Source organism: Nocardioides sp. T2.26MG-1, from assembly GCF_950101795.1.
Classification (GTDB): domain Bacteria; phylum Actinomycetota; class Actinomycetes; order Propionibacteriales; family Nocardioidaceae; genus Nocardioides.
In genome coordinates this window covers 354251-369552 of record NZ_CATNLZ010000012.1, presented here as the reverse complement: position 1 = coordinate 369552, position 15302 = coordinate 354251, and the positions used below count along the sequence as shown (strand labels likewise).

At 72.0% G+C, this 15302-nt stretch carries 13 protein-coding genes; 7 read left to right on the top strand and 6 right to left on the bottom strand.

Going from position 1 to position 15302, the window contains the following annotated elements; all coding sequences use genetic code 11:
• Nucleotides 1-16: 16 nt before the first annotated feature.
• Nucleotides 17-769 (bottom strand): LLM class flavin-dependent oxidoreductase, encoded by a 753-nt coding sequence (locus QQZ14_RS11560; protein WP_284534447.1) that lies wholly within the window; start codon nucleotides 767-769, stop codon nucleotides 17-19.
• Between the two features lie 45 nt (nucleotides 770-814).
• Nucleotides 815-3352 (bottom strand): hybrid sensor histidine kinase/response regulator, encoded by a 2538-nt coding sequence (locus QQZ14_RS11555; RefSeq protein WP_284534446.1) that lies wholly within the window; start codon nucleotides 3350-3352, stop codon nucleotides 815-817.
• Nucleotides 3353-3462: 110 nt separating this feature from the next.
• Here QQZ14_RS11555 and QQZ14_RS11550 point away from each other — a divergent pair, with 110 nt between their 5' ends.
• The gene (locus QQZ14_RS11550) at nucleotides 3463-4446 is read left to right on the top strand and encodes an alpha/beta hydrolase (protein WP_284534445.1); all 984 of its coding nucleotides are present in this window, start codon (nucleotides 3463-3465) and stop codon (nucleotides 4444-4446) included.
• 164 nt (nucleotides 4447-4610) lie between these two features.
• Here the strand turns inward: QQZ14_RS11550 and QQZ14_RS11545 are convergent, their stop codons facing one another.
• The 4 genes from QQZ14_RS11545 to QQZ14_RS11530 form a co-directional block, all read right to left on the bottom strand.
• Nucleotides 4611-5333 carry a FliA/WhiG family RNA polymerase sigma factor gene (locus QQZ14_RS11545; protein ID WP_284534444.1) on the bottom strand — a complete coding sequence of 241 codons (723 nt, stop codon included), beginning with the start codon at nucleotides 5331-5333 and terminating at the stop codon, nucleotides 4611-4613.
• Nucleotides 5334-5358: 25 nt separating this feature from the next.
• Nucleotides 5359-7380 carry a peptidoglycan DD-metalloendopeptidase family protein gene (locus QQZ14_RS11540; protein ID WP_284534443.1) on the bottom strand — a complete coding sequence of 674 codons (2022 nt, stop codon included), beginning with the start codon at nucleotides 7378-7380 and terminating at the stop codon, nucleotides 5359-5361.
• A 39-nt stretch (nucleotides 7381-7419) separates the two neighbouring features.
• Nucleotides 7420-7656 carry a hypothetical protein gene (locus tag QQZ14_RS11535; protein ID WP_284534442.1) on the bottom strand — a complete coding sequence of 79 codons (237 nt, stop codon included), beginning with the start codon at nucleotides 7654-7656 and terminating at the stop codon, nucleotides 7420-7422.
• 61 nt (nucleotides 7657-7717) lie between these two features.
• Nucleotides 7718-8167 carry a prepilin-type N-terminal cleavage/methylation domain-containing protein gene (locus QQZ14_RS11530; RefSeq protein ID WP_284534441.1) on the bottom strand — a complete coding sequence of 150 codons (450 nt, stop codon included), beginning with the start codon at nucleotides 8165-8167 and terminating at the stop codon, nucleotides 7718-7720.
• A gap of 241 nt (nucleotides 8168-8408) precedes the next feature.
• On the opposite strand from QQZ14_RS11530, the gene QQZ14_RS11525 reads away from it, so the two are divergent.
• The 6 genes from QQZ14_RS11525 (at nucleotide 8409) to QQZ14_RS11500 (ending at nucleotide 15294) form a co-directional block, all read left to right on the top strand.
• Nucleotides 8409-8915, top strand: coding sequence for a GspH/FimT family pseudopilin (locus QQZ14_RS11525; protein WP_284534440.1), 507 nt, complete (start codon nucleotides 8409-8411; stop codon nucleotides 8913-8915).
• Nucleotides 8908-10626 (top strand): type IV pilus modification PilV family protein, encoded by a 1719-nt coding sequence (locus QQZ14_RS11520; protein WP_284534439.1) that lies wholly within the window; start codon nucleotides 8908-8910, stop codon nucleotides 10624-10626. The genes QQZ14_RS11525 and QQZ14_RS11520 overlap by 8 nt, the downstream gene beginning before the upstream one ends.
• Nucleotides 10623-11312 (top strand): PulJ/GspJ family protein, encoded by a 690-nt coding sequence (locus QQZ14_RS11515; protein WP_284534437.1) that lies wholly within the window; start codon nucleotides 10623-10625, stop codon nucleotides 11310-11312. Before QQZ14_RS11520 ends, QQZ14_RS11515 begins: the two co-directional genes overlap by 4 nt.
• Nucleotides 11302-12753, top strand: a complete 1452-nt coding sequence (locus QQZ14_RS11510) for a hypothetical protein (protein WP_284534436.1) — start codon at nucleotides 11302-11304, stop codon at nucleotides 12751-12753. The genes QQZ14_RS11515 and QQZ14_RS11510 overlap by 11 nt, the downstream gene beginning before the upstream one ends.
• Before the next feature lie 88 nt (nucleotides 12754-12841).
• Nucleotides 12842-14074, top strand: a complete 1233-nt coding sequence (locus tag QQZ14_RS11505; RefSeq protein ID WP_284534435.1) for a type IV pilus twitching motility protein PilT — start codon at nucleotides 12842-12844, stop codon at nucleotides 14072-14074.
• Nucleotides 14074-15294 carry a type II secretion system F family protein gene (locus QQZ14_RS11500; protein ID WP_284534434.1) on the top strand — a complete coding sequence of 407 codons (1221 nt, stop codon included), beginning with the start codon at nucleotides 14074-14076 and terminating at the stop codon, nucleotides 15292-15294. The genes QQZ14_RS11505 and QQZ14_RS11500 overlap by 1 nt, the downstream gene beginning before the upstream one ends.
• The last annotated feature ends 8 nt before the right edge of the window (nucleotides 15295-15302 follow it).

Below are 15302 nucleotides of genomic sequence, written 5' to 3'. Positions count from 1 at the left end.
AGTGGAGCGGCGCGGTCTAGGGCAGGGAGACGAGCGCGTCGATGAGCGGGCGCGGGTCGGGGGCGGCGCCCGGGGCCTGGAGCACCACGGTGTCGGCACCGGCGTCACCGAGCGTCTCGACCCGGGCCCGCATCCCGGCCGGGTCTCGGGGGTCGACCTCGGTGTAGACGGCGACGTGCGCGTCCCCGACCAGCCCGCGGGCGCGGCGTACGGCGTCGGCGTCGGCGACCGAGTCGAGCAGCACCCCGTCGGCGACCTCGCCGCCGAACGTGAGCGTGCGGGGCCCGCGGCCGCCCACGAGCAGGCGCGGCGGGGCCGGCGGCGGCCAGTCGAGCGCGACGCGGTCGAGCCGGACGTAGCGCCCGGAGACGTCGACGGTCTCGCCGGCCAGCAGCGACCGGACCGCGGTGGCGTGCTCGCGCAGCAGGGTCATGGGGGAGTCGACGGCCGCGCCGACCTGGCCCATCCAGTCCTGGACGCCGTGGCCGAGCGCGACCGTGATGCGCCCGGGGAACATCCGGGCCAGCGTGGCGATCTCCATCGCGGCGATCGCGGGGTTGCGCAGCGGCACCGGCAGGAGCCCGACGCCCACGACCAGCCGCTCGGACCAGGCGAGCGCGGCGGCGGCGGTGGTCAGCCCACCCTCGAGGAAGCAGTCCTCCCACAGCCAGAGCTCGGCGATCCCGGCTGCCTCGGCGTGCGCGACCACGGCGCGCAGCTCCTCAGGAGGCGACTGGGGACGAAACACGACGCCGGTCGTGGGGGTCATGCCGCCCACCCTGCCACGCGCCGGCGACACCGGTGTCCGTGGTCGTCAGACGCTCGGCACCCAGCGGCCCAGGACGGTCTCGAGCGCGCCCGGGTTGACCGGCTTGGACAGGTAGTCGTCCATCCCGGCGGCGAGGCACCGGTCGCGGTCCTCGGAGGTCGCGCTGGCCGTCATCGCGATGATCGGGGTGTGGTGCACGTCGCCCTCGAGGCGGCGTACCTCCGCGGTCGCCTCGTAGCCGTCCATGCCCGGCATCTGCACGTCCATCAGCACCGCGTCGAACCGCACGCGGCCCATGGCCGCCAGCGCCGCGAACCCGTCGTCGGCGACGTCGGCGGTGAAGCCGAGGTGCTCGAGGATGCCGACCGCGACCAGCTGGTTGATCTCGCCGTCCTCGACGACCAGGATCCGGCCACGCCCGACCGGGGTCTCGGGCACACGCACCTCCACCGGCTCGCCCCGGGTGCCGACGATCTCGCGCAGCGTGGTGTGGAGGCGGGAGAGCTGGACCGGCTTGGTCATGCTGGCGGCGATGCCGACCGAGCTGGCCTCGGTCTGGCTGACGTCGCCACCGGAGGTGAGCAGCGCCATCCCGAGCCCGGTCAGCTCGGGGTCGCTCGTGATGCGGTGGGCCAGCTCGAGGCCGTCCATCTCGGGCATGCACAGGTCCAGCACCGCCAGGTCGAACGGCCGTCCGCCCCGTACGGCGCCGGCGAGCGTCGCCAGTGCCTGGGTGCCGCTCTCGGCGAGCTCGACCTGGAGGCCCCAGGCGTGCAGCTGGTCGTGGAGGATCGTGCGGTTGGTCTGGTTGTCGTCGACCACGAGCACCCGCAGCCCCGCCAGGTCGTCGCTGCCGCGCGGCGCGCTGACCGACACCGCCTCGGCGAGCCCCAGGGGGAGCGTGAACCAGAACGTGCTGCCGAGGCCGGGTCGGCTGTCGACGCCGATCTCGCCGCCCATCGCGGTGACCAGGTGCTCGCTGATCGCCAGCCCGAGGCCGGTGCCGCCGAACCGCCGGGTGGTCGAGGAGTCGCCCTGTGAGAACGGCTCGAAGAGGCGGGCGAGGTCGGCCTCGTCGATGCCCATGCCGGTGTCGCTGACCTCGAACCGCACGACCAGGCCGGCGTCGGTGCTCTCCTCCAGGCCGGCCCGCACCAGCACCTCGCCGCGGCTGGTGAACTTCACCGCGTTGCCGGCGAGGTTGAGCAGCACCTGCCGGATCCGGGACGGGTCGCCGCGCAGCGCCGTGGGGAGCTCGGGGGAGCAGTAGGCGAGCAGCTCGAGGCCCTTCTCCTGGGCGGGCTCGGCGATCAGCTCGGCGACCTCCTCGACGACCCGGACCAGGTCGAAGTCGATGGTCTCGAGCTCGAGCCGACCGGCCTCGACCTTCGAGAAGTCGAGGATGTCGTTGATGATCGACATCAGCGCGTTTCCGGCGCTGTGCACGCCCTCGGCGTACTGCCGCTGCCGCTCGTCGAGGTCGGTCCCCAGCAGCAGGCCGGTGAGGCCGATGACGCCGTTCATGGGCGTGCGGATCTCGTGGCTCATCGTGGCGAGGAACGTCGACTTCGCACGCGATGCCTCGAGAGCGGCGTCACGGGCGAGCGCGAGGTCGCGGCGCAGCTCGATCTCCTCCTGCAGCATCCGGGCGGTGCGCACGAACGCGATCGCGACGAGCACGGACATGCCGACGACCGCCTCGATGGGGTGCACCGGACGGTCGGACAGCTCGTCGAACAGCAGCAGGCCCGGCGGCACCAGCAGCGGCACGATCGCGATGCCGAGCCGGCCGAGCGGCGCCCGGACCGACGCGGACCGCTCGGGCGCGAGCTGGACCGGCGGTCGGAGGGTGGTGGCGCCCATCACGATGGCGCCGAGCATCCAACCCGAGTCGAGCAGGGCCGACGTGGTGCCGCTGACGTCCAGCATCAGGTAGCCGAGGTCGGAGGCGAGCCAACACGCCACTCCGACGGGCAGACCCACGCCGATGATCCGCCGGGTGCGGTAGTTGGACAGGGCCCGCAGCACGAGCGCGAGGAGGACGGCATCAAGGACCGGGTAGCTCGCCCAGATGAGCCGGGCGGTGGACGATGCCGACTGGTCCGCGACGATCGACTGGATCGAGAGCGTCCAGAAGATGAGGACGCTCACCGCAACGACCGTCAGCGAGTCGAGCGCCGTCTCGAGGTTGGTGCGAAGGCTCCGACCCAGGCGCATCAGCAGGATCATGATCACCGCCGCGCCGAGTCCGAGGTAGCTGACGAGGTAGAAGATGTCGGGGATCGCGACGTCGGGGTCGCGGCCGGTCCGGACGTAGAGCGTCCACAGTGAGTCGCCGATCGCCGATGCGGTCAGCCCGGCCGCGATCAGGGTGCGAATCGCGACCCCGACGCGCCGACCCGGGCGCGGTGTCGTCGCGGCGCCGTACCAGGCGGCTGCCGGCCCCAGCCAGACGGCGACGAGATAGGTCGTGTCGCCGAAGACGCCGGTGGGATGGAGGAAGTGCAGGGTCACGAGTACGGCCGCCGCCCCCCACAGGGCAGCGACCGGCAGGATCAGCCAGTTGCCTCGTACGTTCCCCACGATCCCCACATTCCCCCCACTTCCAGCGAAGGCTATCGGCTGGACGGGTCGTAAGTCCTGGATTCCATGGCCCCTCCCCGTCAGGACCATCGACCTACAATCCCGCCACCATGAGGAAAACGACGAGTGTTCGTCCCGGCATCCGGGCACTGGACCGGCTGATGAAGGCCAATCCGGGGTTCTCCGTGGCCCGGATGACCGCCGAGCAGCTCGAGCGGGCGCAGACGACGACGATCCCCGACGGCGGCCCGGCGAGCCTGGTGCTCGGCCGACTGCAGCCCGGGGTCGACGTGCGCACCACGACGTTCCCGGCCCGGCACGGTGAGCTGTCGCTCCGGGTCTACACGCCGCAGGCCTGGTCCCGGCGGCCGCGGCCGGTGGTGCTGAACTTCCACGGCGGCGGGTTCGTGCTCGGCAGCGCGCGGCAGTGCGACTGGACCTGCAGCATCGTCGCCCGGGAGCTCGACGCCGTCGTGGTGTCCGTCGACTACCGGCTGGCGCCGGCCCACCGGTTCCCCGCGGGTGTGGAGGACTGCCACGACGCGCTGCGCTGGACCGCCGCGCACGCCGCCGACCTCGGCGGCGACCCGGACCGGCTCGGGGTGATGGGCGACAGTGCCGGCGGCAACCTCGCCGCGGTGGTCTCGATCCTGGCCCGGGACGAGGGCGGTCCGCGGATCGGGCACCAGGCACTGATCTACCCGGTGACCGACCTGACCGGCGCGGTCGAGCACGATGCGTCGTACGCCGCCAACGTCCGCGGGATCGTGCTCTCCAACGAGGACATGGCGGTCTTCCACGGCCACTACGTCACCGACGACGTCGACCTCACCGACCCGCGGCTCTCACCGCTGCTCGCGCCCGACCTGGGCGGGCTCCCGCCCGCCGTGGTCGTCGTCGCCGGCCTCGACCCGCTGCACGACAGCGGCGTGCGCTACGCCCAGGCGCTCGCCGACGCCGGGGTGCGGGTGCAGGTGGAGGACTTCCACCAGATGCCGCACGGGTTCCTCAGCTTCCCCTACCTCTGCCGGAGCGCGCGGCCGGCGATGACGGCGGTCGTCGCCTCCCAGCGGGCCGCCCTGACGGGTGGTTGAGGTGTGAGCGGAGCCGACCTGACGGTGGTCGAGGTGCGAGCGGAGCCGACCTGACGGTGGTCGAGGTGCGAGCGCAGCCGACCTGACGGTGGTTGAGGTGCGAGCGCAGCCGACCTGACGGTGGTTGAGGTGCGAGCGCAGCGAGCCTCGAAACCACCGCGCCGTCAGAGCACCGACTGCACCAGCTTGCGCCGCAGCGCGAGCGTGGCGCGGCTGTGCAGCTGGCTGACGCGCGACTCGGTGACTCCGAGCACCTGGCCGATCTCGGCCAGCGTCAGCCGCTCCCAGTAGTACAGCGCCACGACGACCTGGTCGCGCTCGGGCAGCTCGCGCACCGCGGCCAGGAAGCCGGGCGGGATGTCGTCGTCGGCGCCGGGCAGGTCGGTCGTCGAGCGTGGCCCGTCCTCGTCGTCGAGCACGGTCTCGAAGCTGACCACACTGGTGTGCGCGGTCTGGGTGTAGACCTTGCGCAGGTCGGCCACCGACATCTCCAGCCGATCGGCCACCTCGGAGTCGGTGGGGGTACGGCCCAGCGACCGCTCGAGTGCCGTCTGGGCGGCGTCGATGTCGCGGATCTTCTCGCGCACCGAGCGGGGCACCCAGTCGGTGGCGCGCAGCCCGTCGACCATCGCCCCGCGGATCCGGGAGACGGCGTAGGTCTGGAACTGCAGGCCGCGCTCGGGGTCGAACTTGTCGAGCGCGTCCATCAGCCCGATGACGCCGTCGGAGACGAGGTCGGCCTGCTCGACCGCCGGCGGCAGACCCGACCGGACGCGGCCGGCGACGAACTTCACGAGCGGGGAGTAGTGCACGACGAGCCGGTCGCGGGCCTCGCGGTCCCCATGACGCTTGAAGCGCTCCCAGAGGCCGTCGACGTCCGAGTCCACGTCGTCACCGTACCCGGCGCCGGGCTCAGGCGGGGTACTCCCAGTGCCACGGCTCGGGCTTGCTGCCACCCGGGGCGGCCCAGGCGGGGTGCGTCCATCCGTACGTCGGGGCGTGCGCGAGCAGCCAGTCGCTCTGGGGGCTGCCGAACCGCTCGACGCCGCCGCACAGGTCGACCGCGAGGCCGAGGCCGTGCTGGGAGGTGCCCGGGCTCGCGGTGAGGCCCGGCTTGACCAGGTGCGCCCGCTCCTGGGCGCCGAGGGAACGGTAGGAGTCGGTGATGCACAGTCCGGTGCCGAGCGCGTCGGCGTACTCCGCGGCCAGCAGCCGGTACGCCACGGCGGCGTCGCAGCGCAGCCGGTGCTGACCGTCCGCGGTGGCGGGGCAGAGCGCCTCGTCGGGGAGGACGCCGTTGGGGTACTCCGCGGGCGGGGCCTCGGGGACGTCGAGGACGAGGGCCGGGTCGTACGCCGTCCCGTCGAGGCGGACCTCGAAGTGCAGGTGCGGGCCGTCGGTGTTGCCGAGGCTGCCGACGGCGCCGACCGGGTCTCCGGCCGCCAGGACCTGGCCGTCGGTGACGTCGACCCGGGAGAGGTGGGCGTAGAGCGTCTGGACGCCGCCACCGAGGTCGACGCGCACGAGGTTGCCGGCCCACGCGGGGTGCTCGATGGTGACCGTCCCGGCGCCTGCGGCGTAGACCGGCGTGCCGCGCGGAGCCGCGAAGTCGAGACCGGTGTGCTGACCAGATGCCCAGAGCGTCCCGGAGTCGCCGAACCCGGACGACAGGTGGTAGCTCCCCGCGGCCATCGGCAGCTGGAGGGGACCGTCGCCGGCGACGGAGGCGGCCGGCGTCGCGCCGCAGGGTCCGCCGACGGGGGCGGGCCGGTGCCGGCCCTCGCCGGTCGCGGCGCGTCGGAGACCGAGCACCTCGGCGGGCACCGGTCGCACGTTCGCGGTCCCGGTCGCGGGATCGGCGACGACGGCCTGCCCGCGGCCGACGTAGAGCGCGGTCTGGCCGAGTCCGTCACGGCGGCTGCCGAGGACCACGATGTCGCCGGGCTGCAGCACGCCGGCGTCCACCCCGCGGAGTCGTCGGTACTGCTCGGCGGCATCCGCCGGCAGCGCCACCGTCGGACTCGTCCAGGAGTTGGCGACCAGCCCGCCGCACGCGTACGCGGTCGGCGTGACCGACCCTGGCACGGTGCCGAGGCCGATGCGGTGGAAGGCCTCGCCGACCGCGCGCACCGCCTCCGCGGACACGACCGGGACGGCGCGATGTCCGACCGGGTCGGCGACGGCGACGCCGGGGGAGGGCTCGCCTCGTTGGTCGCGCAGCGGCCTGAGACCCGAGGGCAGGCGGGTGGGGTCGAGGAGCTCGCTCGCCGCGGGCGGTACGACGGCGGCGTCGGCCAGCTCGCGGAGGTACTCCTGCCAGTGGCGCAGCGCCCGCCGGTTGCGGCGGTCCTGGGCGGAGTCGCTGACCGCGTAGTCGGTCGGCAGCGCGGCGCGCCGGATCGCGGCGTCGGCGTACTCATTCGCCGTCCAGCGGGCCTCGATCCGCGCCTGCCGGCGCTCGGCTCGCTCCCAGTCGGCGCGCGCCTGCTCGGCGGCGGTGATCGACTCCGCGAGCGCCGCCCGGATCTGGTCGGCGAGGGCCTGGGCGTCCTGGGCGTTGCGGGCGGCGGCGGTCGCCCGGTCGAGGTCGGACTCGCCGGGCACGATCGCCTGCGCGAGCGCGCTGAGGAACCCGCCGTGCTCGTCGGCGACGAGGTCGTGGAGCCGCTGTGCCTCGGCGTTGGCGTCGGCGGCGGTCTGGTCGAGGCGCTCGACCTGGAGGCTGATCGACTCGACACGCACCCGGGCGAGGTCGTACGCCGCACGCGCGGTGTCGACCGCGTCCTGGGCGGCGGAGCTGCGCTCGACCGGGGTGCCCGTGGCGACTGGTGTCGGGAGCGCGGTGGCCGGGACGACGCCGAGGCCGGTGAGGGCGACGGCGGTCAGCAGGCACGCGGCTGTGGTGACCCGGCGGAGCGGGCGACGGACAGCCATGGGTGCCACCTCCGGTCGGTGCTGGGTCGTGCGGGTCTGCTAGTCGAGGAACGCGAGCTCGTCGAGCTCGGGGAGCGGGATCGCCGCCAGCGGCGCCGGCGAGGGAGCCGGCGCCGTGGCGACGAGGGAGGGAGCGGTGGCGGAGGGATCCGCCGCGGTTTGTGCCGGTGCGTGCACCGCGAAGATCGTCCGCACCACGGCGGCCATCTCACCCATCAGGGCGGCCGCCTGCGCGGGCGGCACCATCGGTGCCGGCTCGCCGGTCACGATCTCCATTGGCACCTCCGAGTCGAAGACGGTGAGCTGGGCGACTCGGGAGAGCCGCCCAGCCCAGAACTCACACGGTGTCGCAGGTCTGATCCGCTGCGATCGCCTTCTGGAGACCACCGGCCATCGAGTCGTACATCATCAACGCGCCCGTGCCAGTTGCCTTACTCGCCTTCGTGTTGTACGCGAAGATGCAGTAGGCACCTGTGGTGGCCGTGTTCTTGACGAGAGTGACTGTGTTGCCGTCACTCGTCGTGAGGGCCGCGAGGACCCCGGTGCCCTTCGTGCCGCCTGCGACGCTCACGCCCGTGATGTCCGTGGACGGGTTGTCCACCACCCACGTCTCCACCGTGGTCGCAGCGCTCTTGAGGTCCGACTTGAGGCTGGAGTCGATCCCCTTCTTCTGCTGGTTCAGGAAGATCGGGATGGCGATGGCGGCGAGGATGCCGATGATGACGATGACGACGAGGAGCTCGATCAGGGTGAAGCCCTGGTCCTTCTCCTTCAGGGACTTCTGCATCCGAGCAAGCATGTGATTCTCCTCTAAGGGGGGGATGAGGTCGAGCGCCCTCGCCGACCCATCGGGGCGGCAGGGCTGTGCACCAGTGATGTCGGTAGCGGCCGAGGCGACCTTGAGGGTTCGTTGAGAATTTCTCGGCGCCGGCCCGACGGCTCAAGTCCGGGCCCACCTGTGCCGATCACGTACTGACAGGGGTGCGGCCGCACCCCGACGAAGGCTGATGCTTGCTCGGAGGAACGTCGTGCGCGAATCCCGCACCGATGCCGGCTTCACGCTGATCGAGGTCATGGTCACGATCGTCCTGATGGGCGTGGTCATGGCGATCGCGGTCAGCGGCTTCTCGTCCTACTCCCACGCCCACGAGCACCAGGGCACCGCCCGGTCCCTGCAGTCCGCGCTCCGGCAGGCCCAGCAGCGCGCGGTCACCGAGGGGCGATCGATGTGTGTGGAGCTCACGCCCTCGGCCTACACGGTGTGGCGCACGTCCTGCGACCCCGCGAGCGGCACCAAGGTCGAGGGCCCCTACGGTCTGGAGTCCGCGGCGGTGCACCTCGAGCCCGTCACCACCGCGCCGCTGCTGTTCACCCCTCGTGGGACCGCCAGCTGGCCGGGGAGCACCGATCCGTCGACCGACGTGGCCTGCGGCAGCGTCAAGGCCTTCGACGTCCTGGTCACCCGCGACGGGTCCGACAAGACCTACCGCATCTGCGTCGCCGCGCTCACCGGACGGGTGGACCTCCATGGCTGAGCTCAGGCGATCCGGCCGACGCCGAGCCGACGACGGCTTCACGCTGATCGAGGTCGTCGTGGCCCTCGGGATCTTCCTCGTCGCCGCGACCGCGTTGCTGCCCCAGTTCGTGTCCGGCATCCGCTCGGTCGCCAAGGCCGACCGCGAGGGCGTGACGCAGGGGATCCTGCAGCAGCAGGTCGAGCGGCTGCGCGGGCTGCCGTACCGGGTGTCCCTCGGCAGCGACGTCGGCGGCACCGACCAGGACGTCGACCTGCTCGACATCTACTTCCCGGACCTGACGGCACCGGTCCCGGACCTCGCCTGCGAGTCCGCGCCGGGCGAGCTGCTCATCCCCACCACCACGGAGGGCACGGGGTACATCACCGGCACGCGATGTGCCTACGACCCGCCCAGCGGTCCGTTCTACCGCACCGTCCGGCCCACGACCGATCCCGAGCTGGGCACGATCGCGCTGGTCTACGACCTGCAGTTCGTCACCGGCGGGTCCGCCGCGAGCCCCACGCCCGAGGCGGCGACGCCGCGGGCGGGATACGACAGCAACCACGCGATCACGAACTACCCACCCTCATCGCAGGTGGGGGTGACCGTCACGGTCCTCTACACCGATCGCGGAGCCGTGGTGGCACGTTCGCTCTCCACCCAGATCGCCAAGCACGACTCGGGGGCCACGCTGGTCCGCACTCGCGCACAGGCGACCGCGGTCCAGGTGACCTCCATGGCGCCGAGCGGGGCCATGGAGACGCTGACGGCCGGCGTCGTCAGCCTCGCGGCATCGGTGAGCGACATCAGCACGGCGGAGGTGAGCCTCTCCGGGGTCGTGGCGCGGGTGGCGACGGGCGACCCGAGCACGAGCCAGCTGGCGTACGGCGCGACCACGACCGTGTCCGCGCCGCCCTCGGTCTCGACCCTCGCGCCGGTGGACGTCATCCCCGACTGGGGGACCGGCTGCACCGCGCTGCTGTGCTTCGGGCGCAGCCGCGTCGGATCCGACCTCGGCGGCGGGATCTCGACCGACGGCGGACTCCCGAGCATCGGCGCACCCGCGACCCCGGTGCGCTCGTCCGTTGTCGACGCCGGCGCCGGCGCCCTCACCTTCGACAACGTCGGCGCCAGCACCTCCACCCAGACCTGGGCCGGCCCCGTCGTCCAGCTCTCGGGGGCTGCCGCCGGGGCGGTGACCGACTGTCCGGGCCTGCCCGGGTCGGTGGACCGGGTGAGCGCGGCGTCGTATCTCACGACCGCGATGCACTCGGGCTCCCAGACCGTGCGCGACACCGCGGCGTGTGCCGGAGGACACGCGACGTCGTTCGCCGTGCTGCCGACCGATGCTGCGCCTGAAGGCATCGTGCGGGTCACGCTCAACCAGTCCTACGCCTCCTGCTCCGTGGTCGACGGCGTCGGCAGCGGCTCGAAGGCGCTCACGGTCAGCGTGGAGGCGTGGGACGGGACGGCGTACCAGACCGTCGATCCGGTCGCGCACCAGCCGGGCTTCTACTCCGTCGGTGAGGAGAGCCTTCAGTCCTACATCGAGGGTTGGACCCTCGCAGCGGGGACGGTGACGCCGGACGGGTCGAGCGTGCGGGTCGAGGTGCCCGGACTCACGATCACCACGGCACCGACCCGCCGTCTCTCCGGGGCCCCTGATCTCGACTCCTCGGTCGTGATCACGCTCGGCGCAGCCTCGTGCAGCTCGGAGTCGGACTCATGACCCCCCGTCGCGAGCGCGACCGCGACGACGCCGGCGTGACGCTGATCGAGATCCTCGTGGCCTTGGGGCTCTTCGGTGTCCTCGGCACCCTGTTCCTCACCTTCGGCATCGCCACGGCGCGAGTCACCCACGACACGTCGTCCTCGGTCGACCTCAACGAGGAGTCGCGCATCGCGTTCACCCGGCTCGCGCGCGACCTCCGGGATGCGGCGGCGGTCACCAAGGTGATCCCCGCGTACGCCGGCAGCGGGTGCGCGACCGGTGAGTTCACCGGCATCGCGTTCCGAGAGTCGACGTACACGTCGAGCGTCCCGTCCAACGTCGCCTACCACTGGGACCGTTCGGCGGAGAAGCTGATCCTCAGCGAGGACATCCCCGTGCCGCAGGAGCAGCCGATCCTCGCCGCCAAGGTGTCGCAACTCTGCCTCCAGCTGTGGAGCAGCCGTTGGAGCCCGCTGCCCGCGGCACCCGACATGGGGAGCTCCTGGGCGGAGCTCGGTCCGGCAGCCGCGCCGACCGCCGCACCGAGTGGCACCGACGGCTGGTGGTGCCCGGCACAGCTGGGCCAGGTCGACCGGGTGCGCCTGACCATGACCGCCTCGCTCGGGGGCCACGAGCGGACCTACGCCACCGATGTGTTCCTGCGCAACGTCGACATCACCGCTGGAGGACCCAGTGCCTGCTGAGTACCGACCTCACGACGCCGCTCCCCGCGACGAGGGCTCCGCGATCATCATGGTCCTGATGGTGCTGCTGATGCTCACCGCGCTGGGTGCCACCCTGACCGCGGTGACGGTGAGCAACCTGCAGGGCTCCCGGCGCTCGAACGAGGCCACGCGGGTGCTGGCGGCTGCCGAGGCAGGGGTGGCGCAGGCGGTGACGTTCATGCGCCAGAACGGCGTGTCGACCCTCCGCTGCCGCGATGTCGGGACTCCGGCGTCCCCGTCGTGGACCGATTGCGACTCGGCGTACGGCGCCAACCAGGCGGTCGGCCCGGCGGTGCCCGCCCCGGGAGGTGCGCGGTTCTCCGCCTGGGTCGAGGAGCGGGCCCGGTTCCTCGCCACCCGCCCGGCCGAGGGCGTGTACGTCGTGCACTCCACCGGCACGGTCGACGGAGCGACCCACGCGAGCTGCCAGGGCGTGGACGGCCCGTGTCGGAGCGTGACGGCGAAGGTGGTGGTCACGAACTTCGGGTTCGGGACCGGCATCTATGCCAAGACCATCCAGGGCAACAGCAGCGGCAACGCGACCATCACCGGGCAGAGCGTGTTCACCACGGGATGCTTCCCGATGCGGGGCCGCTCCTCCCTGAAGGTGACCGGGTTCGACGCCGCCCACGGCATCCCCGCCGGCGTGCACACCTCGGGCCTCATCGTCGACGGGCCGGCCAGCTGGTGCGACACCCCATCCCGGTCCATCCACGCCGGAGACGCGTGGTGCGAGCCCGCCTTCCCGTTCGACCAGGACGCCCTGGGCGGCTCGCTGGCGGGGACGCCGTGCTGGACGGACATCGTGGCCAAGACCCCGGGCGGCGTCCCGAACGACGCGGTGTTCGGCCCGCCCGACCCGGACGACCCGGCGAACGACCGGGTCTGGGGATCGCGGATCGTGAGCCAGCAGGGCATGCAGGACACGTTCGGCCTGGCCTATCCGCCGCTGACCGACGACCAGGTCGAGCGGCTCAAGGAGATCGCCGAGGAGGACGAGACCTACACGACGTCGGTCGCCTGGCCCACGGCGACCGCGACGCGGGGCGTGTACTTCTTCGACCTCGGCGGCCCCACCCACAACGGCCGCGCGCCGGAGGTCGACCTCTCGCAGATCCCCGCACCGTTCAACACCGAGTCCGGTGCGTGCACGGGAGCCGTGGTGATCATCCGCAACGGCAACGCGGTCATCTCTCCCAGCGACGCGAGTGCCCAGGTCGGCGCGTCGGTCTTCCTGCTCTCACCGGGCGGGGGCACCGGCGTGGCCACGCTGAACGGCGGCCAGCTCTGGGGTGGCCTGTTCGCCGAGGCGATCGACTTCAGCGGCAACACCTCCCTCGAGCCCGCCACCTGCACCGGCGACGGCTCCAACCCCGCCCTGCTGACGATGACCGTCTCGGACTACTCCGAGGAGGACTGATCGGCCCGGCCACCCCCTCAAGGCGCCGGTGACGGCAGCCGATGTTCCAGGTGACCACCCACCCGCCCGGCCTGCCCGAGAGGACCCCGTGACCGACAGTCCGCCGCTCAGCTTCGGCCTCCCGCTGGCCGCGCGCCCGGCCGCCCCGGCACCGGCGGTCGCCCCGCCACCGACGCTCGCACCGGTGGCCGTCAGCCCGGCGCCGGCTCCCACCCCGCCGGCTCCCGTCGGCGCGCGGGTCAACCTCGACGACCTGCTCCTGCACGTCCTCGAGGTCGGCGCCTCCGACCTCCACTTGACCCACAACGCCCCGCCCACCGTGCGGCGGCGCGGCGAGATGGAGCCGATCGAGGGGTACGCCGCGTTCGACGCGGACCAGCTGCGGATCCTGCTCTACGGCATCATGACCGAGCGGCAGCGCAAGGTGTTCGAGGAGCAGCTCGAGCTGGACTTCTCCTACGCCGTGCCCGGCAGTGCGCGGTTCCGCGTCAACGTCTTCCAGCAGCGCGAGCACATCGGCGCGGTGATGCGCGCCATCCCGTGGGAGATCAAGCCGCTCGAGGAGCTCGGCATGCCCGAGGTCGTCAGCCGGTTCGGCACCCTCAAGCGCGGCCTGGTGCTCGTCACCGGCCCGACCGGCTCGGGCAAGTCCACGACGCTGGCGGCGATCATCGACCAGATCAACCGGAGCCGTCGCGGCCACATCGTCACGATCGAGGACCCGATCGAGTTCCTCCACGAGCACCGCGGATGCATCGTCAACCAGCGCGAGGTCGGGGAGGACACCCACGGCTTCCGTGACGCCCTCAAGCACGTGCTGCGCCAGGACCCCGACGTGATCCTGGTCGGCGAGCTCCGCGACCTCGACACGATCTCGGTGGCGCTCACCGCGGCCGAGACCGGCCACCTGGTCTTCGCGACCCTGCACACCCAGTCGGCCCAGGACACGATCACCCGCGTCGTGGACGTGTTCCCGGCCGAGCAGCAGCAGCAGATCCGCACCCAGCTCGCCGCCACGTTGCAGGGCGTGGTGTGCCAGACGCTGGTGAAGACCCGCGACGGCAAGGGCCGCGCCGCCGCGGTGGAGGTGATGGTCTGCAACTCCGGGATCCGCGCGATGATCCGCGACGACAAGCTCCAGCAGATCCAGGGCGCCCTCCAGGCCGGCGGCCGTGAGGGCATGCAGACCCTCAACGCCCACCTGGCCACGCTCGTCAAGGCCGGCCGGATCGACTACGACGCGGGCCTCGAGCACTGCACCAACCGGGCCGACTACGACACGCTCGTCGCCGCTGAGCCGCAGCAGGGTGGGTGGCGGTGATGGTCGCCGCCATCCAGTACGCCTACAAGGTCCGCGACGCCCAGGGCCGGTTCTCCGAGGGCAAGGTCGAGGCGGCCTCGGAGTCGGCCGTCGTCGACAAGCTGCGGTCGATGGGCTACACGCCGCTCCAGGTGCGCCCGGCCAACGTCGGCATGCAGAAGGAGATCCACCTCGGGTTCAAGAAGCGGGTCAAGCAGAAGGACCTGGCGGTGTTCGCGCGGCAGTTCGCGACGATGATCGACGCGGGCCTCACGATGCTGCGCGCGCTGACGATCATGTCCGAGCAGGTCGAGAACACCGAGCTGCGCAAGGTGCTCCGTGCGGTGAAGCAGGACATCGAGGGCGGCTACAGCCTCTCCTCGGCGTTCGCGAAGTGGCCCCAGGTCTTCCCTCCGCTGATGACCAGCATGGCCAAGGCGGGCGAGGCCGGAGGGTTCCTGGACACCGCCATGCGACAGATCGCCGACAACTTCGAGGCCGAGGTCAAGCTGCGCAGCAAGATCAAGGCCGCCCTGACCTACCCCACCGTCGTGTTCTGCATGGCGATCCTGATGTGCGTCGCGATGCTGATGTTCGTCGTGCCGGTGTTCAAGGAGATGTTCGAGAACCTCGGCGGGGAGCTGCCGCTGCCGACCCGCATCCTGGTGATGCTGTCGGCGGCGATGAAGTACCTCGTCCCGACGTTCGCGATCGGCACCGCGGCGTTCGTGTGGGCCTGGCGCCGCTACGGCAAGACCGAGCGGGTGCGCAACGTCGTGGACCCGTTCAAGCTGCGGATGCCGGTGTTCGGCAAGCTGTTCTCCAAGCTCGCGCTCGCCAGGTTCGCGCGCAACTTCGGGACCCTGCTCGCCGCGGGGGTGCCCATCCTCCAGGGCCTCGACATCGTGTCGGACACGACGGGGTCGGTGGTGATCGGCCGGGCCCTGAACGACGTCAAGGAGTCGGTGCGCCAGGGCGAGTCGATCGCCATGCCGCTGTCCCACCACGACGTGTTCCCGCCGATGGTGGTGCAGATGATCGCCTCGGGCGAGGAGGCCGGCGCCGTCGACGAGATGCTCAAGAAGATCGCGGAGTTCTACGACGCCGAGGTCGAGGCGATGACCGAGGCGCTGACCTCGCTGATCGAGCCGCTCATGATCGCGTTCCTCGGCGGCCTGGTCGGGTCGATGATCGTGGCGCTGTACATGCCGATGTTCAAGATCTACGACATGATCGGCTGACCCGCCGG